The organism is Pseudonocardia sp. Ae717_Ps2 (assembly GCF_001932475.1).
In the GTDB taxonomy this organism is placed as follows: domain Bacteria; phylum Actinomycetota; class Actinomycetes; order Mycobacteriales; family Pseudonocardiaceae; genus Pseudonocardia.
Genome location: NZ_MCIS01000001.1, coordinates 3,076,279 through 3,102,232, shown reverse-complemented (window position 1 = coordinate 3,102,232; position 25,954 = coordinate 3,076,279). Strand labels below are relative to the sequence as shown.

At 74.4% G+C, this 25,954-nt stretch carries 23 protein-coding genes; 18 read left to right on the top strand and 5 right to left on the bottom strand.

The genetic code is table 11. The features are described 5' to 3' along the window. Positions 1-18: 18 nt before the first annotated feature. Both Ae717Ps2_RS14400 and Ae717Ps2_RS14395 read right to left on the bottom strand, forming a co-directional pair. A complete protein-coding gene (locus Ae717Ps2_RS14400) occupies positions 19-597 on the bottom strand; it encodes a molybdenum cofactor biosysynthesis protein (protein ID WP_075306010.1) in 579 nt (192 codons plus the stop codon). Continuing rightward, on the bottom strand, positions 597-1,745 hold the full coding sequence (locus tag Ae717Ps2_RS14395) for an alpha/beta hydrolase (protein ID WP_075333490.1): 1,149 nt from the start codon (positions 1,743-1,745) through the stop codon (positions 597-599). Before Ae717Ps2_RS14395 ends, Ae717Ps2_RS14400 begins: the two co-directional genes overlap by 1 nt. A 142-nt stretch (positions 1,746-1,887) precedes the next feature. Here Ae717Ps2_RS14395 and ruvC point away from each other — a divergent pair, with 142 nt between their 5' ends. The 8 genes from ruvC to Ae717Ps2_RS14355 all read left to right on the top strand — a co-directional run bounded on the left by ruvC (position 1,888) and on the right by Ae717Ps2_RS14355 (position 11,099). Continuing rightward, positions 1,888-2,538: a crossover junction endodeoxyribonuclease RuvC gene (gene ruvC / locus Ae717Ps2_RS14390; RefSeq protein WP_075306014.1), complete on the top strand. Its 651-nt coding sequence runs from the start codon at positions 1,888-1,890 to the stop codon at positions 2,536-2,538. A 101-nt stretch (positions 2,539-2,639) separates the two neighbouring features. Next, the gene (ruvA, locus tag Ae717Ps2_RS14385) at positions 2,640-3,245 is read left to right on the top strand and encodes a Holliday junction branch migration protein RuvA (protein ID WP_075329803.1); all 606 of its coding nucleotides are present in this window, start codon (positions 2,640-2,642) and stop codon (positions 3,243-3,245) included. Positions 3,246-3,295: 50 nt separating this feature from the next. Then, entirely contained in the window at positions 3,296-4,315 is a 1,020-nt protein-coding gene (gene ruvB / locus Ae717Ps2_RS14380) for a Holliday junction branch migration DNA helicase RuvB (protein ID WP_198932306.1), read from the top strand. 352 nt (positions 4,316-4,667) lie between these two features. Further along, a complete protein-coding gene (gene yajC, locus Ae717Ps2_RS14375) occupies positions 4,668-5,042 on the top strand; it encodes a preprotein translocase subunit YajC (protein WP_075306020.1) in 375 nt (124 codons plus the stop codon). Between the two features lie 152 nt (positions 5,043-5,194). After that, on the top strand, positions 5,195-6,940 hold the full coding sequence (gene secD, locus Ae717Ps2_RS14370) for a protein translocase subunit SecD (RefSeq protein WP_083695981.1): 1,746 nt from the start codon (positions 5,195-5,197) through the stop codon (positions 6,938-6,940). Beyond that, complete coding sequence (gene secF / locus Ae717Ps2_RS14365; protein ID WP_075306022.1) at positions 6,937-8,115, top strand: protein translocase subunit SecF; 1,179 nt, start codon at positions 6,937-6,939, stop codon at positions 8,113-8,115. Before secD ends, secF begins: the two co-directional genes overlap by 4 nt. A 38-nt stretch (positions 8,116-8,153) precedes the next feature. Next, complete coding sequence (locus Ae717Ps2_RS14360) at positions 8,154-8,687, top strand: adenine phosphoribosyltransferase (protein WP_075334272.1); 534 nt, start codon at positions 8,154-8,156, stop codon at positions 8,685-8,687. A gap of 123 nt (positions 8,688-8,810) precedes the next feature. Then, positions 8,811-11,099 (top strand): bifunctional (p)ppGpp synthetase/guanosine-3',5'-bis(diphosphate) 3'-pyrophosphohydrolase, encoded by a 2,289-nt coding sequence (locus Ae717Ps2_RS14355; protein ID WP_143510534.1) that lies wholly within the window; start codon positions 8,811-8,813, stop codon positions 11,097-11,099. Positions 11,100-11,138: 39 nt separating this feature from the next. On the opposite strand, the gene Ae717Ps2_RS14350 is transcribed toward Ae717Ps2_RS14355, so the two are convergent. Further along, entirely contained in the window at positions 11,139-11,984 is an 846-nt protein-coding gene (locus Ae717Ps2_RS14350; protein WP_075306025.1) for a peptidylprolyl isomerase, read from the bottom strand. Positions 11,985-12,117: 133 nt separating this feature from the next. Between Ae717Ps2_RS14350 and hisS the strand changes: the two genes are divergently transcribed. Then, the gene (gene hisS, locus Ae717Ps2_RS14345) at positions 12,118-13,419 is read left to right on the top strand and encodes a histidine--tRNA ligase (protein WP_020625475.1); all 1,302 of its coding nucleotides are present in this window, start codon (positions 12,118-12,120) and stop codon (positions 13,417-13,419) included. Positions 13,420-13,427: 8 nt separating this feature from the next. Then, a complete protein-coding gene (locus Ae717Ps2_RS14340; protein ID WP_075306027.1) occupies positions 13,428-13,973 on the top strand; it encodes a bifunctional 2-polyprenyl-6-hydroxyphenol methylase/3-demethylubiquinol 3-O-methyltransferase UbiG in 546 nt (181 codons plus the stop codon). Positions 13,974-13,987: 14 nt separating this feature from the next. On the opposite strand, the gene Ae717Ps2_RS14335 is transcribed toward Ae717Ps2_RS14340, so the two are convergent. Continuing rightward, a complete protein-coding gene (locus Ae717Ps2_RS14335) occupies positions 13,988-15,409 on the bottom strand; it encodes an amidohydrolase family protein (protein ID WP_075306029.1) in 1,422 nt (473 codons plus the stop codon). A 180-nt stretch (positions 15,410-15,589) separates the two neighbouring features. On the opposite strand from Ae717Ps2_RS14335, the gene Ae717Ps2_RS14330 reads away from it, so the two are divergent. From Ae717Ps2_RS14330 to Ae717Ps2_RS14315, 4 genes are all read left to right on the top strand, one after another. Continuing rightward, positions 15,590-16,399, top strand: coding sequence for an IclR family transcriptional regulator C-terminal domain-containing protein (locus Ae717Ps2_RS14330; protein WP_075306031.1), 810 nt, complete (start codon positions 15,590-15,592; stop codon positions 16,397-16,399). Positions 16,400-16,468: 69 nt separating this feature from the next. Next, entirely contained in the window at positions 16,469-17,623 is a 1,155-nt protein-coding gene (locus tag Ae717Ps2_RS14325; RefSeq protein WP_369804839.1) for a CaiB/BaiF CoA transferase family protein, read from the top strand. Next, positions 17,620-18,417 (top strand): citryl-CoA lyase, encoded by a 798-nt coding sequence (locus tag Ae717Ps2_RS14320; protein WP_075333487.1) that lies wholly within the window; start codon positions 17,620-17,622, stop codon positions 18,415-18,417. Before Ae717Ps2_RS14325 ends, Ae717Ps2_RS14320 begins: the two co-directional genes overlap by 4 nt. Then, entirely contained in the window at positions 18,414-19,283 is an 870-nt protein-coding gene (locus Ae717Ps2_RS14315) for a dioxygenase (protein WP_075306035.1), read from the top strand. The genes Ae717Ps2_RS14320 and Ae717Ps2_RS14315 overlap by 4 nt, the downstream gene beginning before the upstream one ends. A 3-nt stretch (positions 19,284-19,286) precedes the next feature. On the opposite strand, the gene Ae717Ps2_RS14310 is transcribed toward Ae717Ps2_RS14315, so the two are convergent. Beyond that, positions 19,287-20,972, bottom strand: coding sequence for a YibE/F family protein (locus tag Ae717Ps2_RS14310; protein ID WP_233147560.1), 1,686 nt, complete (start codon positions 20,970-20,972; stop codon positions 19,287-19,289). A gap of 109 nt (positions 20,973-21,081) precedes the next feature. On the opposite strand from Ae717Ps2_RS14310, the gene Ae717Ps2_RS36130 reads away from it, so the two are divergent. The 4 genes from Ae717Ps2_RS36130 to Ae717Ps2_RS14295 are packed head-to-tail and all read left to right on the top strand — an operon-like array spanning position 21,082 to position 25,950. Further along, positions 21,082-22,116 (top strand): hypothetical protein, encoded by a 1,035-nt coding sequence (locus Ae717Ps2_RS36130; RefSeq protein WP_143510388.1) that lies wholly within the window; start codon positions 21,082-21,084, stop codon positions 22,114-22,116. Next, on the top strand, positions 22,008-23,105 hold the full coding sequence (locus tag Ae717Ps2_RS36125) for a radical SAM protein (protein ID WP_233147770.1): 1,098 nt from the start codon (positions 22,008-22,010) through the stop codon (positions 23,103-23,105). The genes Ae717Ps2_RS36130 and Ae717Ps2_RS36125 overlap by 109 nt, the downstream gene beginning before the upstream one ends. 58 nt (positions 23,106-23,163) lie before the next feature. Next, positions 23,164-25,008 carry an aspartate--tRNA ligase gene (gene aspS / locus Ae717Ps2_RS14300; RefSeq protein WP_075334271.1) on the top strand — a complete coding sequence of 615 codons (1,845 nt, stop codon included), beginning with the start codon at positions 23,164-23,166 and terminating at the stop codon, positions 25,006-25,008. Next, positions 25,009-25,950: a DUF389 domain-containing protein gene (locus Ae717Ps2_RS14295; RefSeq protein WP_075306037.1), complete on the top strand. Its 942-nt coding sequence runs from the start codon at positions 25,009-25,011 to the stop codon at positions 25,948-25,950. Positions 25,951-25,954: the final 4 nt, after the last annotated feature.

The following is a 25,954-nucleotide window of genomic DNA, read 5'->3' as shown; positions in this document are numbered from 1 at the left end:
TCCGTGCTGTGCGGGTCCCTACGGTGTGGATCCCCGCTGTGTGGATCCCTGCGGTGCGGCTGCCGCCGGTTCCAGGATCGTCAGCTCGGCGGGGGCGAGGCGGAGCACGCCGTCGTCGAGGGGCTCGCAGCGGACCCCGCCCCGGCCACGCAGCGCGGCCCACGCGCCGTCGCCGATCTCGGTGTCCATCCAGCGGCACGGCGCGGCGGCGCGGTGCGCGCGGAAGCGGACCGGGCCGTCGCCGGAGTCCAGGGCGAACAGCGCGCCGGTGCCGCCCCGGCCCGGTGCGGCGAGCGCGTCGACCGGGGCGCCGCGCAGCACGATGTTGCGCCGCGCCGCCCGCGGGGTCGCGGTGGCCTCGACGACGTCGCCGAGGACCGTGCGCAGGTGGTCCAGCGACTCCGCGGCCAGCAGCGTCACCGCGGCGCGGGCGTGCGCCGGGTGGCCGGCGTAGCGGTCGCCGACGATCCCGTGGCCGGCGCGTACCCGGACCTCGTCGCGCAGCGGCGGCTCCGGGTCGGGACGCGGCCCGTCGGCGGGCCTGCCCTCGTAGGCGTGCCGGGACGCGACCACCAGTGCGGTGATCTCGACCCGCATCAGTTCAGCCCGGTCAGGAAGCGGATCACGGCCTCCCGGGTCAGCTGCGCACCGGGACTGCCGAAGGGGCGGTCGAAGACGTGGTCGGCGTAGGGGACGGTGACCAGCCTGCCGTCGACCCCCGCGGAGCGGAGCTGCCGGTCGTAGGCGGCGACCCGGTCGGGCAGGACGTAGTGGTCCGCGGAGCCGCGCAGCAGCAGGGTCGGTGGGAGCCCGGGGCGCACCTGCTCGGCGGGGGAGAGCAGCCGCAGCAGGCCCGGCGCCTGGTCGGCGGTGCCGCCGAACAGGGTGCGCTGTAGGTCGGGGTCGACCAGCGTCAGGTCGACGGGCGGGTAGTAGGCGACCACGCCGACCGGCGGCGGGCCGGGCGTCGGCGGTGGGGCGTCGGCCGGGCCGGTGCCGCCGTACGCGGCGGGTGCCTCGGAGCACGCCAGCGTCCCGTCGAGCAGTCCGGAGGTGACCGACAGCGCCAGCGTCGCCCCGGCGGACTGCCCGCCCAGGACCAGCCGCGCGGGGTCCAGACCCGCCTCGCCCGCGTGCGCGCGGACCCAGTCGACGGCGCACGCGACGTCGCGCTGCTGGTCGCGGCCGACGGGCTCGGGTGGCGGCAGCCGGTAGTCCACCGCGGCGACCGCCCAGCCGCGCTCGGCGAGCCACCGATTCAGCGCGGTGCGGTCGCTGCGGTCCCCTCTGGTCCACGACCCGCCGTGCACCCACACCATCGTCGGGTGCGGACCCGCGCCGGTCGGCAGGTAGAGGTCCAGCGTGCGGCCGGGGGCGAACTCCACCGACCGGTCGGGCTTCCCGTCGGGCTGGCCCAGCTCGGTCAGCGCCGCCGTCCAGTCCAGCGGGACGCCCTGCTCGGACGCGGCCCGGCCCTGCGCGGCCAGCACCGTGACCGACCCGACGACCGCCGCCAGGGCGAGCACCGCCGTCGCGACGCCGGTGAACCGTGCGCCCGCGGCCCGCGCGGCCAGCCCGAACAGGATCCCCAGCACCCCGGCGAGGGCGACGTGCAGCGGGTACGCCCCGGACAGGAACGACCCCGCGAGCCCGATCGCCGGGGTCTCGGGGCGGAACGTCCCCACCAGCACGACCAGCAGCAGCGCGGCCCACACCCACGCGAGGACCCGGAGGAACGACGTCACCTGCGCACCCTGTCATCCCGGGCGTCACCCCGGTCCGCCCGGCCCGGTCCGGACCCGCCGGTCCGGCGTGCCCGCCCGGACGGGACCGTCCCGACCGGTACGGTTCTCGAACGGCTGTGCGGTCCGAGGCGAGGGGGACGCGGTGCGGGTGCTCGGGGTCGACCCCGGACTGACGCGGTGCGGCATCGGCGTCGTCGAGGCCGGTGCGGGCCGGACCGTCGGGTTCGTCGACGTCGGCGTCGCCCGCAGTGAGCCGGCCCTGCCGCTGGAACGGCGGCTGCTCGCCGTCGCCGACGAGGTGGAGCGCTGGGTGGCCCGGCACCGACCCGACGTGATCGCCGTCGAGCGGGTGTTCAGCCAGAACAACGTCCGCACCGTGATGGGCACCGCGCAGGTCAGCGGCGTCGTCGCGCTCGTCGCGGCCCGGGCGGGGCTGCCGGTCGCCTTCCACACCCCCAGCGAGGTGAAGGCCGCCGTCACCGGGGAGGGCCGCGCGGGCAAGGCGCAGGTCACCGCGATGGTCACCCGGCTCCTCGGCCTGGACGCACCCCCGAAGCCCGCCGACGCCGCCGACGCGCTCGCGCTCGCCATCTGCCACTGCTGGCGCTCACCGATGATCGACCGGATGGCGCAGGCCCAGGCCCGCGCCGAGGAGCTGGCCGCGGTGCACCGTGCCCGGCTCGCCGAGGCCCAGCGCGAGCGCGGCGGCGCCCGGCCCGGTGCCGCCGAGCAGTGGGCCGCGGCCCGCGCGGCCGCCGACGCCCGCTCGACCGGCGGGTGGCGCGCGCGCTGATCCCTCTCGCCCGGTGGTGGCGTGGTGTCGCGTGCGGTCCGGTCGGTGCGGCCCGGTAGCGTCGGTGCTCGAACGGTCGTTCGTCGGAAGGGGACCTGTCAGTGATCCACTCGGTGCGCGGTCCGGTGCTGGAGATCGGGCTGGACCACGCGGTCATCGAGGTGGGTGGGGTCGGGCTCGCGGTGTACGCCACCCCCGCCACGCTGGGCGGGCTGCGTCGCGGGGACGAGGCCCGGCTGCCGACCACGTTGGTGGTGCGCGAGGACTCGCTGACCCTCTACGGGTTCGCCGACGCCGAGGAACGCGAGCTGTTCCTGCTGCTGCAGACGGTGTCCGGGATCGGGACGCGGCTCGCGCTCGCCACGATCGCGGTGCTGGAGCCGGACACGCTGCGCCGCGCGCTGGCCGACGGCGACCTGGCCGTGCTCACCCGCATCCCGGGCGTCGGGCGCAAGAGCGCCGAACGCCTGGTCGTGGAGCTGCGCGACAAGGTGACCGCGCCGGCCGCGGTGCCCGCGGGCGCCGTCGCGGCCGCACCGGCCCCGATGCTCGGGGTGCGCGACCAGGTCGTCGAGGCGCTGCTCGGGCTCGGCTTCACCCAGCGCCCGGCCGAGCAGGCCGTCGACGCGGTCCTGGCCCACGCCCCCGACACCGACGCCCGGGACCTGCTGCGCACCGCGCTGTCGAGCCTGGGCCGGTCGCGGTGACCGACCCCGACCCCTATGCCGGGGTCGACGGCCGGCTCGACGAGCGCGCCGTGGACGCCGGGGTCCAGCCGGGGGACACCGACGTCGAGGCGTCGCTGCGGCCCCGCTCGCTGGCCGAGTTCGTCGGCCAGCCCCGGGTCCGCGAGCAGCTGCAGCTGGTGCTGGAGGGCGCCCGTCGCCGCGGCGACCCGCCGGACCACATCCTGCTGTCCGGCCCGCCCGGGCTCGGCAAGACCAGCCTCGCCATGATCATCGCCCAGGAGATGGGGGCCGCGATCCGGCTGACCTCCGGCCCGGCGCTGGAGCGTGCCGGGGACCTCGCCGCGATGCTGTCCAACCTCGTGCCCGGCGACGTGCTGTTCATCGACGAGATCCACCGCGCCGCCCGGCCCGCCGAGGAGATGCTCTACCTCGCGATGGAGGACTTCCGGGTCGACGTCGTCGTCGGCAAGGGCCCTGGTGCCACCTCGATCCCGCTGGAGGTCGCGCCGTTCACCCTGGTCGGGGCCACGACGCGGGCCGGCTCGCTGACCGGTCCGCTGCGCGACCGGTTCGGGTTCACCGGGCAGATGGAGTTCTACGACGTCCCCGAGCTGGAGCTCGTGCTCCGCCGTGCCGCCGGGATCCTCGGCATCGACCTGCGCCCCGACGGCGGGGCTGAGATCGCCGGTCGCTGCCGCGGCACCCCCCGGGTGGCGAACCGGCTGCTGCGCCGGGTCCGCGACTACGCCGAGGTCCGCGCGGACGGGGTCGTCACCCGGGAGGTCGCCCGCGACGCGCTGGCCGTCTACGACGTCGACGAGCTTGGCCTCGACCGCCTCGACCGCGCGGTGCTCGGCGCGCTGGTCCGCTCCTTCCACGGCGGCCCGGTCGGGGTGTCGACCCTCGCCGTCGCGGTCGGGGAGGAGCCCGGGACCGTCGAGGAGGTCTGCGAGCCCTACCTGGTGCGGGCCGGGATGATCGCCCGCACCCCGCGCGGGCGGGTCGCGACCCCGCTGGCCTGGACCCACCTCGGGCTGACCCCGCCCGCGGACGCGCCTGCCGGACACCGGATCGACCCGCTGTTCTGACCCGGCGCGCCGCCGGGGCGCCGGAGCGCACGACCGGTCGCACATGGGAGGATCCGGACGGACCGAACGGATCGGGCAGCGCCCGGCCGGGACGACGGGCACCCTGGTGCCCGCACACCGCGCGGAGCCCTCCGGACACCGCGTGCCCCGACCGGCGACCCGGACCGGGACGTCGGAACGATCCGGGCGTGCGACTCGTTCCGGGGCAGGTCGGACAGTCGACAGCTCCCGGACGACGCCGTTCGGCCCGCCGCACTGCGACGAGCGGTCCGCCACCGGGAGGGGGCAGGCCGTCGGTGTCGGTCCCGGCTGGCACACTCACGATTACGAGACGAGACGGAGACCCCGCACGATGACATCAATTCTCGCCCAGCAGGCCGGTGGCGGCTCGAGCATCTTCTCACTGCTGCCGTTCCTCATCATCCTGCTGCTGTTCGTGCCGTTGTTCCTCAACGGCCGCAAGCAGCGCAGGCAGATGGCGGAGACGCAGGCGATGCAGCAGGCGCTGGAGGACGGCGACGTCGTCGTCACCACGTCCGGGCTGCGGGGCACCATCGTCGACGCCTCGTACGAGGACACGATCGACCTCGAGATCGCCGACGGCGTGGTCACCACCTGGCTGCGTGCGGCGATCCGGGAGAAGGTCACGACCGAGGAGGCGACGGAGGAGACCGTCGCCGAGTCGGCCGACAAGGACGCGTCGGAGAACAAGCCGACCATCCACTGAGCACGTCGGGAACGGGCCGGACGGCCCGTTCCGGCGGCCTCGGCGTCCGTACCGGGCCCGGCCGCGGCTCTGCCGCACCGGCCCGGTGGGACGGCGACCGACCGTGAGGCAGGCCGCGGCCGCCGCACGAGTCGGATCAGGAGAACGATCACGTGGCAACGTCGTCGGGGCAGCAGCACGTGCGCCCCTGGCGCTACCTGACGGCCTTCGCAGGCATCGTCGTGGTGCTGTACGCACTGGTGTTCCTCACCGGGGGCGGCAACCTCACGCCGAAGCTGGGCATCGACCTGCAGGGTGGCACCCGCGTCACGCTCACCGCGCGCACCACCGACGGGCAGCCACCGCCGCGTGACCAGCTGGTCCAGGCGCAGGACATCATCGAGCAGCGCGTCAACGGGCTCGGTGTCAGCGGCGCCGAGGTCCAGCTGGACGGCAGCAACATCGTCATCACCGTCCCCGGTGACGCCGGCGAGCAGGCCCGCTCCCTGGGGCAGACCGCGCAGCTGCGTTTCCGCGAGGTGCTGCAGGGCCCGGTCCCGGCGAACCAGGCCGCCGGCGGGCAGCCCGCACCGGGCCAGGGCGCGCAGACCGGTCAGGCCCCGGCGAGCCCGGCCCCCGCGAGCCCTGCCCCTGCGCAGCCGCAGGGGATGGGCGAGCAGAGCCGCCCCGTCGCCCCGGTCGCGCAGGTCTCGCCGCTGCAGGACCCGCCGCCGACGCCCGCGCCGTCCCCCGCACCGGGCCCTGGTGGGCTCGCCCCGGACGACCCGCGGGTCGCCGCCGAGGTCACGAAGCTCCGTGAGACCCGGCAGAGCACCGACCAGGCCACCCAGCTGCAGGCGCTGCTGACCCTGGACTGCAACGCCCCCGACCCGCTGCAGGGCTACGACGACCCGACGAAGCCGCTGGTCGCGTGCAGCGAGGACAAGCAGAACAAGTACCTGCTCGGCCCCTCCTTCCTGGAGGGCACCGAGATCGCCTCGGCCCAGGCCCAGCAGAACCCGCAGGGCGCAGGCTGGGTGGTCTCGCTGACCTTCAAGCCGCAGGGCGCCGACACCTGGGGGCAGTACACGACGAACAACGTCGGCAAGAACGTGGCGTTCGTGCTCGACGGCGACGTCGTCTCGGCCCCCACGATCAACCAGCCGATCTACGGGCAGACCCAGATCTCCGGGCAGTTCAACCAGGAGCGGGCCCAGCAGCTCGCCCAGGTGCTGCGCTACGGCTCGCTGCCGCTGTCGTTCGACTCCGGGAACGCCCAGACCGTCTCGGCCACCCTGGGGCTCGCCTCGCTGGAGGCCGGGCTGCTCGCCGGCGCCGTCGGACTGGCCCTGGTGTTCGCCTACTGCCTGTTCTACTACCGGCTGCTCGGCATCCTGACGATCCTGTCGCTGGCCCTGTCCGGCCTGGTCGTCTACGCGGTGCTGATCCTGCTCGGGCGCTGGATCGGGTTCACCCTCGACCTCGCCGGCGTCGCCGGGTTCATCATCGCCATCGGCATCACCGCCGACTCGTTCGTCATCTTCTTCGAGCGGCTCAAGGACGAGATGCGGGAGGGCCGCACGTTCCGCTCGGCCGTCCCGCGGTCCTGGGAGCGGGCGCGGCGCACGATCCTCACCGCCGACGCCGTCAGCTTCCTCGCCGCCGCGGTGCTCTACATCCTGGCCGTCGGCGAGGTCCGCGGCTTCGCGTTCACTCTGGGCATGTCCACGATCCTCGACCTCGTCGTCGTGTTCCTCGTGACGTTCCCGCTGGTCGTGCTCATCTCCCGGTCGAAGTCGCTGGGCAGGCCCGGGCTGTCCGGGCTCGCGGCCGTCGACCGGATCGGGCAGCGGCACCGCCGTGAGAAGCCGGCCGTCGGCAGGCGCGCGGCCACCACCGGGAAGGGAGCGGGCGCATGACGAACCCCGAGTCGATGTCGGGCTGGACCCGGCTCACCACCGGCACCGCGAACGTCGACATCATCGGCCGCCGGAAGACCTGGTACATCGGGTTCGGCGTGCTCATCGCGATCTGCCTGCTGTCGCTGGTCTTCCGGGGCTTCAACCTCGGGATCGACTTCACCGGCGGCTCCCAGATCCAGATGCCCGCCACCGGGGCGAACGGCGCGATCAGCACCCAGCAGGTCGACCGGGTCTACGAGAGCGTGATCGGCTCCGCGCCCGAGGTCACCCAGTCCGTCGGGTCCGGCGACGCCGCGTCGATCGTGCTGCAGTCCGAGCCGCTGACCTCCGAGCAGCTCGTGCCGCTGCGCGAGGCGCTGTTCACCCAGCTGCAGCCGCTCGGCGCGGACGGCACCCCCAGCGCCGCCTCGATCAGCGACTCGCAGGTCTCGGGCACCTGGGGCGGCGAGGTCACGACACAGGCGCTGATCGCGCTCGCCGTGTTCATCGTGCTGGTCACGCTGTTCCTGGCGTTCTACTTCGAGCGGGCGATGGCGGCCGCCGCGCTGGTGGCTCTGATCAACGACATCGTCGTCACCGCGGGCGTGTACTCGATCATCGGTCTGGAGGTCACCCCGGCCACGGTGATCGGGCTGCTCACCATCCTCGGGTTCTCCCTGTACGACACCGTCGTGGTGTTCGACAAGGTCCGGGAGAACTCCCGCGGACTGCTCAAGCTGACCCGGCGCACCTACGCCGAGGCCGCGAACCTCGCGCTGAACCAGACGCTCATGCGGTCGATGAACACCTCGCTGATCGCGATCCTGCCGGTGCTCGGCCTGCTCGTGATCGGCGTCGGGCTGCTCGGCGTCGGCACCCTGGCCGACCTGGCCCTGGTCCAGCTGGTCGGCATGATCTCCGGTGTCGTCTCCTCGTTGCTGCTGGCCACCCCCGTGCTGGTGGACATCAAGCTGCGCGACAAGCGGGTCCGGGACCAGGCCGCCCGGGTCGAGGCCCGGCGTGCCCGCGCGGCCGGCCGCGGCGGGACGGACTCCGGGCCCGACACCGGGCCCGACTCCGACGTCGACGGCGGCCCGGCCACCGACACCCTCGCCGCCGTGAGCTCCTCCGCACCCGCCGCCCCGCGGCCCGGCGCCCGCCCGACCGGCAAGACCGGACGGCGTCGCGGGTGAGCGGGGCACAGGTCGACGGCATCCGGGTCGGGCCCGGCATCAGCGGCGACTCCGCAGAGGACCTGCTCCGGGTCGCCGAGCTGGTCCGCTCGGTTCCCGACTACCCGCAGCCCGGCGTGCTGTTCCGGGACATCACCCCGGTGCTGGCGGACGGGGAGTCCTTCGCGACCGTCACCACCGAGCTGGCCGCGGGCGCCGGCCAGGCGGACCTCGTCGTCGGGGTGGAGGCGCGCGGGTTCCTGCTCGGCGCCGCCGTCGCGCTCGTCGCCGGGGTCGGGACCGTACCGGTCCGCAAGGCGGGCAAGCTGCCCGCGGTCGCCGCGTCGCGCAGCTACGACCTGGAGTACGGCAGCGCCACCCTGGAGCTGCCGGCCGGCGTCGTCGAGCCGGGGGCCCGGGTCTACGTGGTCGACGACGTGCTCGCCACCGGTGGCACCGCCACCGCGGCCTGCGCGCTGCTCACCGACGTCGGGGCCGAGGTCGTCGGGTTCGGCACGCTGCTGGAACTGAGCGCGCTGAACGGCCGGGCGAAGCTCGGTGACCTGCGGATCGACGCCCTGCTGAACGCCTGACGACGACGCGGGCCCGAACGCGGACTATCCTCGGGTGGCGGGGACCTCCCCGCCACCCGAGCACGAGCAGGAGGTGCGGTGACCGAGGTCGACCGGACGAGCACCCACCCGGCCACGCGGCCGCTGTCGCCTGCCGACGACGAGCCGCCACGCCCGTCCGCGACCCGCCGGGTCCGCGCCCGGATCGCCCGGCGGATGACCCCGCAGCGCGTCGCCATCGTGACCCCGGTGCTGGAGCCGCTCGCCGCGGTCCACCGGTCGCTGCACCCCAAGGCCGACCTGGTGCTGCTGCAGCGTGCCTACGACGTCGCCGAGGACAAGCACGACGGGCAGACCCGCAAGTCCGGGGACCCCTACATCACCCACCCGCTCGCCGTCGCCACGATCCTGGCCGAGCTGGGCATGGACACCACGACGCTGGTCGCGGCGCTGCTGCACGACACCGTGGAGGACACCGACTACTCCCTGGAACGGCTGCGCGCCGACTTCGGCGACGAGGTCGCGCACCTGGTCGACGGGGTCACCAAGCTCGACAAGGTCGAGTTCGGCACCGCCGCCGAGGCCGAGACGATCCGCAAGATGGTCGTCGCGATGGCGCGGGACCCGCGGGTGCTGGTCATCAAGCTGTCCGACCGGCTGCACAACATGCGCACGATGCGCTTCCTGCGCCCGGAGAAGCAGGTCAAGAAGGCGAACGAGACCATCGAGGTGTTCGCCCCGCTCGCGCACCGGCTCGGCATGGCCACGGTGAAGCTGGAGCTCGAGGACCTGTCCTTCGCGATCCTGCAGCCGAAGAAGTACCAGGAGATCGTGCGGCTGGTCGCCGACCGGGCGCCCTCGCGCGACACCTACCTGCGCCAGGTCATCGACGAGGTGTCCGCCCAGCTGGACTCCGCGCGGATCCCGGCGAAGGTCGAGGGCAGGCCGAAGCACTACTACTCGATCTACCGCAAGATGATCGTCAAGGGCCGCGACTTCGACGACATCCACGACCTCGTCGGGGTCCGGGTGCTCGTCGACGAGGTGCGCGACTGCTACGCCGCGATCGGCATGGTGCACGCGCTGTGGCAGCCGATGCCCGGCCGTTTCAAGGACTACATCGCCCAGCCCCGGTTCGGGGTCTACCAGTCGCTGCACACCACGGTGATCGGACCGGACGGCAAGCCCCTCGAGGTGCAGATCCGCACCCACGCCATGCACCGCACCGCCGAGTACGGCATCGCCGCGCACTGGCGGTACAAGGAGGTCAAGGGCGGCGGCAACAAGGAGGTCGAGGTCGAGGAGATGGCGTGGATGCGCCAGCTGCTCGACTGGCAGCGCGAGGCCGCCGACCCCGGCGAGTTCCTCGACTCGCTGCGCTTCGACCTCGCCGCGCGGGAGATCTTCGTCTTCACCCCGAAGGGCGACGTCGTCACCCTGCCGACCGGCTCCACCCCGATCGACCTGGCCTACGCCGTGCACACCGAGGTCGGGCACCGCTGCATCGGGTCCCGGGTCAACGGCAAGCTCGTCGCGCTGGAGCGCCAGCTGTCCTCCGGCGACGTCGTCGAGATCTTCACCTCGAAGGCCGAGGACGCCGGGCCGAGCCGGGACTGGCTGCAGATCGCGAAGTCCCCGCGGGCCAAGGCCAAGATCAAGCAGTGGTTCGCGAAGGAACGTCGCGAGGAGGCCGTCGAGGAGGGCAAGGAGGCGATCACCCGGGAGGCACGCCGCACCGGGATGCCGCTGCAGCGGCTCATCTCCGCCGACGCGATGTCCGCGCTCGCCCGGGAGATGCACTACTCCGACGTCTCCGCGCTCTACGCCGCCGTCGGCGAGCACCAGGCCAGCGCCCAGCACGTCGTGCAGCGCCTCGTGGCCTGGTTCGGCGGCGAGGAGGAGGCCGAGGAGGAGCTCGCCGAGCGGGCGACGCCGTCGACGGTCCGCCACCGCCGCCCGTCGGGCAACGCGGGTGTCGTCGTCACCGGCGCCGACGGCCAGTCCCTCGGTGACCTCTACGTCAAGCTCGCCCGCTGCTGCACCCCGGTGCCCGGCGACGAGATCCTCGGGTTCGTCACCCGCGGCGGCGGGATCAGCGTGCACCGCACCGACTGCACCAACGCCGGCGACCTCACCGCCCGCGAGGAGCGCCTGGTCGACGTGACCTGGTCGGTGTCGCCGGAGTCGGTGTTCCTGGTCGCCATCCAGGTCGAGGCGCTCGACCGGCACCGGCTGCTGTCCGACGTCACGAAGGTCCTGGCCGACGAGAAGGTCAACATCCTCTCGGCGACGACGACCACGTCGCGCGACCGGGTCGCGATCTCCCGGTTCTCCTTCGAGATGGGGGACCCGAAGCACCTCGGGCACCTGCTGCACGCGGTGCGCAACATCGAGGGCGTCTACGACGTCTACCGCGTCACCAGCGCGGCCTGACCCCGGCCCACCCCACGCGGGGGCGGGCCGGGGCGCCGGTCAGCCGAGGGTGGTGCGCTGGATCTCGACCGGGATGCTCGGCAGGCCGTCGCCGGAGCCGACGGACTCGCCGCCCTTGGCGACCTTGTCCAGGGTCGCGAGCCCCGCGGTGCCGATCGAGCCGAACACGGTGTAGTTCGGGGGCAGCTGGGCGTCGCCGTAGATCATGAAGAACTGGCTGCCGTTGGTGTTCGGCCCGGCATTGGCCATCGCCAGCAGGCCGCGGCCGTAGGTGAGGCCGGGGAACACCTCGTCGGCGAAGGAGTAGCCGGGGCCGCCGCGGCCGGAGCCGGACGGGTCGCCGCACTGCAGCACCTGCAGGCCAGGGCTGGTGGTGAGCCGGTGGCAGGAGGTCCCGTCGAAGTAGCCCTGCTGCGCGAGGCTCGCGAAGCTCTTGACCGTGCACGGCGCGAGGGCGCGGTCCAGCGTCAGGTCGATCGGGCCGGCGCTGGTCTGCAGGTCCGCGGTCACCGTCCCCTGCGCCGGGGTGGCGCCGGCGGCCGGCGGGTTCACCGGCTTCGCGGCGGGCTCGGGAGCCCGGGGGTAGGTGCAGTCGACCGAGGCCGGCAGGGCCGTCGGGCGCTTCGGCAGGGGGACGGTCGGCAGCCCGGAGGTGTCCGGGCCGTCACCGGCGGGCGGGGCGGCGGCCGGGGTGGCGTCGTCGGGGCCGCCCCAGGCCGAGGTCAGCGCGTAGATCCCGACCGCGGCCAGCACGACGACCAGCACGGTCACCACGGCCGCGATCGTCGTGTTCCGCTTGCGCTTCTGCTCGCGCTCGGCCCGGCGGGCCTGCTGCGCCTCCAGCTTGCGCTTGGCCGCCTCCCGGCGCTGCTCGTTCGTCGCCACGTCCCGCCAACTCCCTGACTTGATCATCCGTACGCGCGGTGAGGGTATCGGGGCGACCTGGGGAGAAAGCTGAGAGACACCGGTTCTAGGCTGGGAGGACCGATCTGATCCCCGGAGAGGACGTGCAACCACCGTGACCGCCACCGAGCCGCAGGTGAGCCGGGCCCGCAGGCCCGAGCCGTTCGCCGCGCCGAAGGGCATCCCCGAGTACCTCCCGCCGTCCTCGGCCGGGTTCGTGCACGTGCGGGACACCCTCGCCGCCGCCGCCGAGCGCGCCGGGTACGGCCACATCGAGCTGCCGGTGTTCGAGGACACCGGCCTCTACGCCCGCGGGGTGGGGGAGTCCACCGACGTCGTCTCCAAGGAGATGTACACCTTCGCCGACCGCGGCGACCGCTCGGTGACGCTGCGCCCCGAGGGCACCGCGGGCGTCGTCCGCTCGGTGATCGAGCACAACCTCGACAAGCAGGGGCTGCCGGTCAAGCTGCGCTACGCCGGACCCTTCTTCCGCTACGAGCGTCCCCAGGCCGGCCGCTACCGGCAGCTCCAGCAGGTCGGCGTCGAGGCGATCGGGGTGGACGACGCAGGCCTGGACGCCGAGGTCATCGCGATCGCCGACGAGGGGTTCAAGGCCCTCGGCCTGACCGGCTACCGCCTGGAGATCACCTCCCTCGGCGACGCCGAGTGCCGCCCCGCCTACCGCGCACTGCTGCAGGAGTTCCTGGCCGGGCTCGACCTCGACGAGGCGACCCGGGCCCGGGCGGAGATCAACCCGCTGCGGGTGCTCGACGACAAGCGCCCCGAGATCCGCGCCGCGATGGCCGACGCGCCGCTGCTGATGGACCACCTGTCCGACGCCGCCGCCGACCACCACGCCCGCGTGCTGGCCCACCTCGACGACCTCGGCGTCGCCTACACGCCGAACCCGCGCATGGTCCGGGGCCTGGACTACTACACCAAGACGACCTTCGAGTTCGTCCACGACGGCCTCGGCGCGCAGTCCGGCATCGGCGGTGGCGGCCGCTACGACGGTCTCATGGCGACCCTCGGCGGACCGGAGCTGTCCGGCGTCGGGTTCGGCATCGGCGTCGACCGCACGCTGCTCGCCTGCCGCGCCGAGGGCGTCGCGCCCTGGTCGGACGCGCGGGTCGAGGTGTTCGGGGTGTCCCTCGGCGACGCCGCGCAGCGCCGCCTGGTCGTGATCGCCGCGCAGCTGCGGGCCCGGGGCCTGCGGGTCGACCTGGCCTACGGCGGCCGGGGACTCAAGGGCGCGATGAAGTCCGCCGACCGGTCCGGGGCGCGGTTCGCGCTGGTCCTGGGGGACCGGGACCTGGAGAACGGCACCGTCGGGCTCAAGGACCTCGTCTCCGGCGAGCAGCAGGACGTCCCGCTGGACGCGGTCACCGACGCCGTCGTGACCGCCCTGGCGGGCTGAGGCCCACCGTGGCCCGGACCGACCGGGACCGGTGGGACGCGAAGCACCGCGCCCTCGGCACCGGCACCCCCGCCCCGCCGGACGCCCTGCGCGAGCACCTCGACCTGCTCCCGTCGTCCGGCCGGGCGCTGGACGTGGCCTGCGGGCGGGGGAGCGTCGCGGTGTGGCTGGCCGGGCGCGGGCTCGACGTCGTCGCCGTCGACGTGTCGCCGGCCGCGCTCGCCGCGGGAGCCGAGCTCGTCACCCGCGAGCAGCCGCCCGGTCGCGTGCGCTGGGTGGAGGCCGACCTCGACGCCGGGTTCCCGGCCGAGGACGACCGCTACGACCTCGTCGTGTGCCAGCGCTTCCGCGACCCGGCGCTCTACCCGGCGATGGCCGCGGCGCTCGCCCCGGGAGGGCTGCTGGTGATCACGGTCCTGTCCGAGGTCGGCGACACGGGCGGGGCGTTCCGGGCGGCGCCGGGGGAGCTCACCGCGGCGTTCGCCGGCCTCGAGGTCCTCGCCCACCGCGAGGGCAACGGCGAGGCGCACCTCGTCGCCCGCGCCCCCGCCTGAACGGGCGCCGCCGCTCAGCCGCCGTGCGTCGCCGCGCTGCGGTAGTCGGTGTAGGTGTAGGGGTTGTCGAGGACCTTGGTCTCCGGGATCTCCGGGTTCATCCCCGCCTGCCACGCCTGCTCGCCCATCGTCGCGCGCAGGTGCTCCACGGTCGCGGTGACCGCTGCGCGGGCGGCGGGCAGGTCGACGTCGACGAGACGCCCGTCGCGCTTCACCACGCGCCCGTCAACCAGGACCGTGTGCACGTCCCCGCGCTGGGCCTGGAACGCGACGTGGCCGTGCGGGTGCAGCACCGGGAACGACACCGGTGAGTGGTCGTTGCGCAGCAGCACCAGGTCGGCCTTCTTCCCGACCTCGACCGAGCCCAGGTCCGACTCGCGCCCGATCGCGCGGGCCCCGCCGCGGGTGGCCCACTCGACGACCTGCTCGGCCCGCAGCGACGAGTGGGTGACGGTGTCCCCGCGCCCGTGCGCCTCCAGGTGCTCGCGGGACCGGTCGGCGCCCAGCGTGGTGCGCATCGCCGAGAACAGGTCCGCGCTCCACCACATCGACGAGTCCATCGACAGCGACACCGGGATGCCGTGCTCGCGCAGCGCCCAGGTGGGCGGGTAGCCCTGACCGGCGCTCTGCTCGCTCTCGGTGGACACCGACACCGAGCCGCCGGTCGCGGCGATCCGGTGGTAGGAGTCCGCGGACAGCGACGCGGCGTGCACGTAGACGGTGTCCGGGCCGGCGAAGCCGTGCTCGTGCATGAGCCGGACGCCGTCGTCGTTGGTGGCGCCCCACACCCCGGCGTGGGTGGTGACGCCGACGCCGAGCTCGCGGGCCACCTCGAACGCGGGACGCTCGGGGAACGCCGGGTCGCCGGTGACGTCGAAGGCCAGCTGGAAGCCCAGCATGTCGTCGCCGGGGGTGATGCGCCGCGACACGAACTCCGCGAACCCGGGGTCGGCGGTCCAGTTCGCGGGGGCGTCGTGGATGTTGCCGTAGGCGAGCACGAACCGGCCCGCGGTGGAGGTCAGGGCGTCGACGGCGGCGTCGGCGTGCTGCGGGGTCTGCAGCCCGTGCGACCAGTCGACCGTGGTGGTGACGCCCGCGTCGAGGGCCTCCAGCGCCGCGAGCAGGTTGCCCGCGTGGATGTCCTCCGGACGGAAGACCTTCCCCCACTCCAGGTAGTTCCACACGAAGTACTGGGTCAGCGTCCAGTCGGCGCCGTAGCCGCGCAGCGAGGTCTGCCACATGTGCCGGTGGGTGTCGATCATGCCGGGCATCACGATGCCGCCGGCCGCCTCGATCTCCTCGGTGCCCTCGGGAACCGCCAGCCCGACGCCGACGGCGGCGATCCGGTCGCCGGTCACCAGGACGTCGTGGCCGGACAGGACCGTCCGGCTCGCATCGACGGTCAGGACGGTCGTGTTGCGGAAGACGACGCTCATCGGCGCACCCCTCGATCTGCCGGACAGACGTCCGCTGAACGGACACCGTGGAACGGCGGTCACTGTCGCGCACGCTGGTTGTGCTGTCAACGTCCGGGCTGTCACCGTCCGGGCCGCCGTCGTCGTGCGGTCGGTCGCGGTGTGTCCGCAGGGCGGACGCGAGGCGCTACCGTGACGCCCATGCCACGCGACGGGACCGGCCCGGACTTCATCGAGGCGCTCGCCCGCGGCCTGGAGGTGATCACCGCGTTCCGGCCCGGCCGGCCGGAGATGACCCTGGCCGACCTCGCCGCGGCGACCGGGCTCGCCCGGCCGACCGTGCGCCGGGTGCTGCTCACCCTGGCCGAGCTCGGCTACGTCCGCGCCTGCGAGCGCGGGTACACCCTCACGCCGCGGGTGCTCGACCTCGGCGTCGCCTACGTCCGCTCCACCGGGCTGTGGGACGTCGCCCGCCCGCACCTGGAGCGCCTGGTCGGGCGCACGCACGAGTCGTGCTCGATCGCCCAGCTCGACGGCAGCGACATCGTCTATGTCGCGCGGGTCGCGGTGCCCAAGATCGTCGCACTGTCGGTCCAGATCGGGACCCGGTTCCCGGCGGCGTCGACCTCGCTGGGGAAGGTGCAGCTCGCCGCGCTCGCCCCGGACGAGCTGGAACGCGTGCTGGCCGAGCCGTCGCGGTCCGGGCTGACCCCGCGCAGCGCCCCCACTCCGGCCGAGCGCGACGCGGAGCTGCGCGAGGTCCGCGCCCGCGGCTGGGCGCTCACCGACGAGCAGCTGGCGCCCGGAATCCGCTCGGTCGCCGCCCCCCTGCGCGATGGCGAGGGCCGGGTGATCGCCGGGGTCAACGTCAACTGCCACGCCGCGGAGACCTCGCTGGAGACCCTCCTCGAACACCACCTGCCGCTGCTGCTGCAGACCGCGGGCGACATCAGCGCCGACTTCGCCCGGCTCGCCACCGCCCCGCACGTGACCGTGTCCGCCCCGGCTTGACCTCCCGGCCCGGACGGGGCCACGATCGTCTGGCGGACAGGCGTCCGCACAGCGATCACTTCGGAGGAAATGATGGCGGAAGCCGGAACCGGCGGGCCGCTCGAGGGCATCCTCGTGGCCGACTTCTCGCGCATCCTGGCCGGGCCGTACGCGACGATGCTGCTGGCCGACATGGGCGCCGACGTCGTCAAGGTCGAGGGTCCGGCCGGCGACGACACCCGGACGTGGATGCCGCCCGAGCGCGATGGGGAGTCCACCTACTACCTGGGCATCAACCGCGGGAAGCGCTCCATCGCGCTGGACCTGCGCGACGAGACCGACCTCGCCGCCGCCCGCGAGCTCGCGCGGCGGGCCGACGTCGTCATCGAGAACCTGCGCCCCGGCGGGATGACCCGCTTCGGGCTGGACTTCGACGCCGTCGCCGCGACCAACCCGGGCGTCGTCTACGCCTCGATCTCCGGGTTCGGCTCCGGCGCGGGCGCGCACGTGCCGGGCTACGACCTCATGGTCCAGGCGATGTCCGGGCTCATGAGCCTCACCGGCGATCCGGACGGGCCGCCGTACCGGGCGGGCATCTCGGTGTTCGACGTGATGGCCGGCAACCACGCCGCGATCGGGATCCTGGCCGCGCTGCGCCACCGCGACCGCACCGGCACCGGCCAGCACGTCGAGGTCAACCTGCTCTCCTCGGCGCTCACCGGGCTGGTCAACCACAGCTCCGCCTGGGTCGCCGGGGACACCGTGCCGTACCGGATGGGCAACGCCCACCCGTCGGTCTTTCCCTACGAGCCGATGCCGACCGCCGACGACGACCTCATCGTCGCTGCCGGCAACGACGCCCAGTTCCGCAAGCTCTGCGTCGTGCTCGGGGTCGGAGACCTCGCCGACGACCCCCGCTTCGCCCGCAACGCCGACCGCACCGTGCACCGCGAGGCGCTGCGCCCGCTGCTGGAGGAGCGGCTCGCGACCCGCGGCGCCGTCGAGTGGTTCGAGCTGCTCACCGAGGCCGGCGTGCCGTCGGGCCCCATCCAGACCATCGACGGCGGCTTCGCCATGGCGGAGCGGTTCGGCCTCGACCCCGTCGTCACCGTCGGGGAGGGGGAGCGGGCGGTGCCCACCACGCGCCACCCGGTCCGCTTCTCCGCCACCCCTGCCGTCTACCGGCTCCCCCCGCCGCAGCTCGACGAGCACGGCGCCGACCTGCGGAAGTGGCTCGACTCATGACCTACCCCGCCGCCCTGGGTGCCTCGTCGAAGGACGCCATCACCCTGCTCGGCCACGACCTCGCCGAGGACGTGATGGGCACCGTCGGGTTCGGTGAGCTCGCGTTCTGGCTCGCCACCCAGCGCCGCCCGACCCCCGGTGAGACCCGGGTGTTCGAGGCCGTCCTCGCCGCCCTCGCCGACCACGGGTTCACCCCGACCGCGATCGTCACGCGGCTCACCCACCTGTCCGCGCCGGACTCGGTGCAGGGCGCGCTCGCCGCCGGCCTGCTCGGTGGCGGCTCGCGCTTCCTCGGCGTCACCGAGGACTGCGGCCGGTTCCTGCACGACCACCTGCCCACCGAGCGCCCCACCGACGACGACGGCTGGGACGCCGTCGCGCTCGACGTCGTCACCGCGCAGCGGGCCGCGAAGCGGTTCGTCCCCGGCCTCGGCCACCACGTCCACAAGGACGGCGACCCCCGCACCCCGCGGCTGTTCGCCATCGCGGAACAGGAGGGGCTGCTCGGCCCGCACCTGCGCCTGTTCGCCGCGATCGACCGGGTGCACCCGCAGGTGCTGGGCCGGACGCTGCCGCTCAACGGCGCAGGGGTCTGCGGCGCGGCACTGGCCGACCTCGGGCTGCCGCTGGAGCTGCTGCGCGGCTTCGCGCTGCTCGCCCGGACCGCCGGTCTGATCGGTCAGCTCGCGGAGGAGCTGCGCCACCCCGTCGCGAACGACATCTTCCTGTCCGTGGACCTGCACAACCGGTCCGTCGACCCCGACCCGTACCAGCCCGAGGGAGACCTGCGATGACGCAGCCCACCACCGTCACCGAGGACACGATCACCGACGCCGCCGTCGCGCGCTGGGCGACCGCGCACGACCCGCGCACCGCCGAGCTGATGACCGCCCTGGTGCGCCACCTGCACGACTTCGCCCGCGAGACCCACCTCACCGAGGACGAGTGGATGGCCGCCGTGCGCTGGCTGACCGCCACCGGGCAGATCTCCGACGACAAGCGCGAGGAGTTCATCCTCGCCTCCGACGTGCTCGGGCTGTCCATGCTCGTCGTCCAGCAGAACCACCGCCTCGACCCGGCCGCCACCCCGGCGACCGTGCTGGGCCCGTTCCACATCGACGGCTCCCCGGAGAAGGACTTCGGCGCCGACATGTCCGACGGGCTGCCCGGCGACCTGCTGTTCGTGCACGGCACCGTCCGCTCGCTCGACGGCACCGGCGTCCCCGGCGCCGTGCTCGACGTGTGGCAGTCCGACGCCGACGGCACCTACGAGGCCCAGCTCGACGTCGACGAGGCCCGGCTGCGCGCGAAGTACACGACCGACGCCGACGGCCGCTACTGCGTGCGCACCATCGCCCCGCTCGGCTACGCCATCCCGATGGACGGCCCGGTCGGCGACTTGATCTCGCGCACCGACATCAGCCCGATGCGGCCCGCGCACATCCACTTCCTGCTCGCCGTGCCCGGCTACGCACCGCTGATCACCCACCTGTTCCGGGAGGGCACCGAGTACCTCGACTCCGACGTCGTGTTCGGTGTGAAGCGCGAGCTCGTCGTGGCGTTCGACCGCCACGAGCCCGGCCCCACGCCGGACGGCGGGCACAGCGACACCCCCTGGTACGAGGCCCGCTACGACTTCGTGCTCCAGCCCGCCGGGTGAGACTCAGCGCCGCCCGACGACCAGCGCGGCCAGCCCGGTCGTCACCGGGACGGCGGCGACCAGACCGATGCTGCCCACCAGCGTCCGCACGATCTCGGTCGCCACGTCCTGGCTGGTCAGCACCTGCGTCACCCCGCCGGCGGCGACGGTGAACAACAGCAGCAGCGGCAGCGCCGCCCCGGCGTAGGCCAGCACCAGGGTGTTCACCGCGGACGCGACGTGGTCGCGGCCGATCCGCATCCCGGCGGCGAACAGCTCGCCCACGCTCATCCCCGGGTTCGCCGCGCCCAGCTCCCACACCGCGGACGCCTGGGTGACGGTGACGTCGTCCAGCGCCCCGAGCGCGCCGATCACCAGCCCGGCCAGCACCAGGCCGCGGGGGTCGATCGGTACGCCGGGGCCGAGCGTGCCGATCAGGGTGGCGGTGGTGTCGTCGAGCCCGGTGAGCCGGGAGGTGACGGTGAACAAGTAGCCGAGCAGCCCGATCAGGGCGAGCGAGGCCAGTGTGCCGAGCACCGCGCACGACGTCCGCGCGGTGAACCCGTGGGTCAGGTACAGCACCACGAACATGATCAGGCAGGCGCCGGTGACCGCGACCGCGAGCGGGGAGCCACCGGACAGGATCGCCGGCAGCACGAACCACAGCAGGATCACGAAGCTCAGCGCCAGGCTGACCAGCGCCGCGAACCCGCGCAGCCGTCCCAGCACGACGACGGCCAGGGCGAACGCCGCCGCCAGCCACCCCAGCGGGGCGCCGCGCTGGAAGTCGACGAGCTGGTAGGAGCCCGCGTCGTCGGGGTTGGCGCCCGACCACGACAGGGTGACCGGGTCGCCCACCGCGAACCGCGGTGTCGACGGCTCGTTCGGCACCAGCTGCACCAGGTCCCGTCCGGCACGGGGCCCGTCGGACAGCGCGACCGTCACCCCGGTGCAGCGACGGTCCCCGGCGCCGGGGGAGCAGTCCGCGACCTGCACCGTGGTGACGGTGCCGTGCACCTGCTGGGTGGGCGGGATCTCCGGGACCGGGGTCGCCCCCGGCCACAGCAGGGCCACCCCGGCGAGCGTCGCGAGCACGCACGGCACGAGCAGCGCGACGAGCAGCCGCCGCACCCGTCGTCCGGCCGGGGACGCGGCGCCGTGCCCGTGGCCGTGGCCGTGTCCCTGCTCGTGTCCCTGGCCGTGTGCCGCGCTGGGTCCCTCTCGGTGTCCCGCGCTGTGTCCGTCTCGGTGTCCTTCCCCGAGTCCCGCGCCGTGGTCGTGCCCGGTGGCGGGCGGTGCCGGCGCGCCGGTCGTGGTGCCGGGCCCCGCCGCGCCGGGGCAGTCGCCCCAGCCGCCCGGGTGCCCGGCGCGGGGGATCGGACCGGTCTCGGCGCTGTCGTCGGTGCTGTTGTCGGTGCCGCCGGTGGGGCCCGGCGCGGCACGTCCTGCCGGTGCGGGGGAGGCGCCGTTCTCCTCGCGGGACGGACGGCGCGGGGCGGGTGGCCGGGTGCCCGGTGTCCGCCGGGCCCGGTGCTGCGCCGGTTCTGCCGGGAACAGGTGCCCGCCGGAGGCGCCCGGTGCCCGGTCCTCGGCGCGCCGCCGTCCCCCCGTCCGCGGAGCGGTGGGCCGGCCGCCGTCCGTCCGCGGAGCGCTGGGCCGGCCGCCGTCGGGGGCGGACGGGTCGCGCGGGACGGGCGGGGGCGGGGGCACCTCCGCATCCTTGCAAACGATCTTCGGCCTGCGGGGTGCCGTTCGCCCGGACGCGACCGCCCGGCGACGACCGGTTGTCCGTCGTTCGAACTTGTGTTCGACTGGAGCGGTGCGATGGGACGGACAGCAGGTCGGGGCGGACGGGGTCGGACACGCGACGGCGCTGCCGGGGATGCGGGGGTTGCTGCACTCGGTGCGCACCCCCGGGTTCGCGGACACGGTGTTCCACGAGGTCGAGGCGCGCTCGGTGCTCAACCGGGTGCCGTCGTCGTCGCCGGTGCCGTTCGGGTGGACGGTCAACCCCTACCGCGGCTGCTCGCACGCCTGCACCTACTGCCTCGTCCCGGACACCCCGGTGCTCACCGCCGACGGCCGGTCCCGGCCCATCGGGGAGCTGCGCCCGGGTGACGAGGTGGTCGGCACCCTCGCCGACGGCGGCGGGCGGCGCCGGTTCGTCCGCACCCCGGTGCTCGCGCGCTGGTCGACCCGGCGCCGGGCGCAGGAGGTGACCCTCGACGACGGCACGGTGCTCGTCACCTCCGCCGAACACCGTTTCCTCACCACCACCGGCTGGGCACACGTGCGCCCGGGGCGCTGCCGTTCCTCGGCGGACCGGCCGCACCTGACACCGGGGACGGCACTGGTCGGGCCCGGTGCGGCCGCGGTCCCGGGCGGGCCCCGGCCCGAGGGGTACGCCGAGGGCTGGCTCTGCGGGCTGGTCCGGGCCGACGCGGTGCGCGGGCGGGTGCGGGCCGAGCCGTTCCCGACCGGCTGGGTGGAGCTGGAGGCGCTCGCCCGCGCCCACCACCTGCTGACCGCGCGGCCGGTGCCCGTGGCCGCCGGGATGCTCGCGGCGCCCGCACCGTCGCCGACGGCCTGGCCGCACCGTCGCCGACGGCCTGGCCGCACCGGCCCGCCCGTGGCTGGTCGGCCGGCTTCGTCGGCGGGATCGTCGACGCCTGCGGTGAGGTCTCCGCCGGGGTGTTGCGGATCGTGCCCGGCGAGGAGACGCTCGCCCGCGCCTGCGTCGACGCGCTGCGGCGGCTCGGGTTCCGGGTGGCCTCGGAGCCGTCGGCCCGGCCCGGGGTGCGGGCGCTGCGGGTGCTGGGCGGGGTCGCCGAGCAGCTGCGGCTGGTCGCGGTGACCGACCCGGCCGTGGCCCGGATGCGTGACGTCGGCGGAGCCCGCGTCGAGGAGCCGCCCGGGGGAGCGCCGCGGGTGGTGTCGATCCGCGACACCGGCACCCTGCGTCCGATGGTCGACATCACCACCGGCACCGGTGACTTCGTCGCCGCCGGGGTGGTCAGCCACAACTGCTTCGCCCGCAACACCCACACCTACCTGGACCTGGACGCCGGCGCGGACTTCGACTCCCAGATCGTGGTCAAGGTGAACGTCGCCCGGGTGCTGGAGCGGGAGCTGGCCCGGCCGTCGTGGCGGCGCGAGCACGTCGCGATGGGCACCAACACCGACCCCTACCAACGGGCGGAGGGCCGCTACCGGCTGATGCCGGGGGTGATCGGCGCACTGGCCCGCTCCGGCACGCCGTTCTCCGTCCTGACCAAGGGCACCGTGCTGGGCCGGGACCTGCCGCAGCTCGCGGCCGCGAACGCCGATGTGCGCGTCGGCACCGGGGTGTCGATCGCGCTGCTGGACCGGGAGCTGCAGTCGCACCTGGAGCCGGGCACGCCGAGCCCGCGGGCCCGGCTCGACCTCGTCCGCCGGATCACCGACGCGGGCCTGCCCTGCGGGGTCATGGTGGCCCCGGTGCTGCCGTGGCTGACCGACTCCACCGAGGCCCTCGACGCACTGCTGGGCGAGATCGCCGCCGCCGGGGCGAGCCGGGCCACGGTCCTCGCGCTGCACCTGCGCCCCGGGACCCGGGAGTGGTTCCTGGCCTGGCTGGGGCGGACCCACCCCGCGCTGCTGCCGCGCTACGCGCGGCTCTACCGCGGCGGGGCCTACGCCACACCGGACTACCGCAGGGCCCTGGCCCGGCGGGTCTCCCCGCTGCTGGCCCGGCACGGCCTGGACCGGCCCGAACCGAACCCGCGGGACCCGGGGTGGACCCGGCAGCCGGTCGCGCCGGTGCGGCCACCGGACCCGGACGCGGGGCAGCTGAGCCTGCTGTGAGGCGGCGCCGGAAACCTGGTGGCAGGCGGCCCGGGTGGTGCCGATAGCCTTGACCGCCGTGATGCGAACCCACCCCGTCGGCACCCTGCGTGCCGAGAACGCCGGCCAGACCGTGACCCTCGCCGGATGGGTGGCCCGCCGCCGCGATCACGGTGGCGTGATCTTCATCGACCTGCGGGACCGCTCCGGATCGGCCCAGGTGGTGTTCCGCGAGGGCGAGATGGCCGAGCGGGCGCACCGGCTGCGCTCCGAGTTCTGCATCCAGGTCGTCGGCGAGGTCGTCCGCCGGCCCGCGGGCAACGAGAACGCCGACCTGCCGACCGGCGACATCGAGGTCACGGTCACCGGGCTGACCGTGCTGTCGGAGTCCGCGCCGCTGCCGTTCCCGATCGACGAGCACACCGGCGTCGGCGAGGAGATCCGGCTCTCCCACCGCTACCTCGACCTGCGCCGTCCCGGGCCGGCCGCGGCCATGAAGCTGCGCAGCGACGTGAACAAGGCCGCCCGCGACGTGCTCGCCGCCGAGGACTTCATCGAGGTCGAGACGCCGACCCTGACCCGGTCGACCCCGGAGGGCGCGCGCGACTTCGTCGTCCCGGCCCGGCTGCGCCCCGGCTCCTGGTACGCGCTGCCGCAGAGCCCGCAGCTGTTCAAGCAGCTGCTGATGGTCGGCGGGCTGGAGCGGTACTACCAGATCGCGCGCTGCTACCGCGACGAGGACTTCCGCGCCGACCGGCAGCCGGAGTTCACCCAGCTCGACATCGAGATGAGCTTCGTCGAGCAGGACGACGTCATCGCGCTGGCCGAGAAGGTGCTGGTCGCGCTGTGGAAGCTCGTCGGCTACGACGTGCCCACCCCGATCCGCCGGATGCCCTACGCCGAGGCGATGGCCCGCTACGGCTCGGACAAGCCCGACCTGCGGTTCGACATCGAGCTCACCGAGCTCACGTCGTACTTCGCGGGCACCGGGTTCCGGGTCTTCCAGAACCCCTACGTCGGCGCCGTCGTCATGCCGGGCGGGGCGTCGCAGCCCCGCAAGGTGCTCGACGGCTGGCAGGAGTGGGCCAAGCAGCGTGGCGCCCGCGGTCTGGCCTACGTGCTGATCGGCGAGAACGGACAGGTCGACGAGCGCGGCCCCGTCGTCAAGAACCTGTCCGAGGCCGAGTGGTCCGGGCTGGCCGAGGCCGTCGGCGCGAACCCCGGTGACTGCATCTTCTTCGCCGCGGGGACGCCGAGCGAGGCCCGCGCACTGCTCGGTGCCGCCCGGGGCGAGATCGCGCGGCGCATCGGCGCGATCGACGAGTCGGCCTGGTCGTTCGTCTGGATCGTCGACGCCCCGCTGTTCGAGTCGGCCGCCGACACCGACGACGTCGCCGTCGGCGGCGGTGCGTGGACCGCGCTGCACCACGCGTTCACCTCGCCGACCCCGGAGTGGATCGACAGCCTCGAGAAGGACCCGGGCAACGCGCTGGCCTACGCCTACGACATCGTCTGCAACGGCAACGAGATCGGTGGCGGCTCGATCCGTATCCACTCGGCCGAGGTGCAGAAGCGCGTCTTCGAGGTCATGGGCCTGTCCGCGGAGGAGGCGCAGGAGAAGTTCGGCTTCCTGCTCGACGCCTTCGCCTACGGTCCGCCGCCGCACGGCGGGATCGCGTTCGGCTGGGACCGGATCACCGCGCTGCTCGCCGGCGTCGACTCGATCCGCGAGGTCATCGCCTTCCCGAAGACCGGCGGCGGGTTCGACCCGCTGACCCAGGCACCCGCTCCGATCACCGCCGCCCAGCGCAAGGAGGCCGGCGTCGACGCGAAGCCCGCCGCGCCCGCGCCCGGGGGGTCCGTGCCCGGCCCGTCGTCGGAGACCGGCGGCGGCGCCCCGGAGAAGCCCGGCCCGGCCGCGTAGGTGCTGCACCTACGGGTGGTCTGTCCAGCCGGACGGACCGCCGACGTCCGCACCGTCCTCGACACCGAACCCGGGGTGGCCCACCTGGTGGTCCACCCCGGGGTGGCCGTGCATCCGGCCGGTGACCTGATCGAGGCCGATGTCGCCCGGGAGTGCGCCGACGACCTGCTGGGCAGGCTGTCCGATCTCGGCGTCGACCACGACGGCGGCATCACCCTCGAACAGCTCGACACGGTGCTGTCCGACCGGGCCGACGCCGCCGAGGAGGCCGCCCCGGGGGACGGCGCCGACGCCGTCGTCTGGGACGAGCTGATCCAGCGCACCGGCGAGGAGTCGCGGCTGTCGGGGACGTTCCTGACCTTCCTCACCATCGCCTGCCTGCTCGCCGCCGTCGGCGCGGTCACCGACTCGCCGGTCACCGTGGTCGGGGCGATGGTGCTGGGCCCGGAGTTCGGCCCGATGGCCGCGATGGCGGTCGGATTGGTGCTGTGTCGTCGCGACCTGGTCTCGCGCGGCGCGCTCGCGCTCGCCGTGGGGTTCCCGCTGGCGATGGCCGTGACCGCCGTCGCGACCCTGGTGTTCGACCTGCTCGGCTGGTTGTCCTCGGCCGGGCTCGACAGCCTGGAGCAGATGGACTTCATCTACGAGGTGGGGCCGTTCTCGCTGGTCGTCGCCGTGCTCGCCGGGGCGGCCGGGATGCTCTCGCTGACCTCGGCGCGGTCGTCGGCGATGGTCGGCGTGGTCATCTCGGTGACGACCGTCCCCGCCGCCGCCTACGCCTCGGTCGCGGTGATCGAGGGACGCTGGAACGAGGCGGCACTGTCGGCGCTGCAGCTGGGGGTCAACCTGGTGGGCGCGATCGGCGCCGCGGCCGCGGTGCTGGCGTTCGCCCGGCGCGGGTCGCGACGTCGGGGCGCGGACCGCGCGCTCTCCGAAGGGTAGGGTC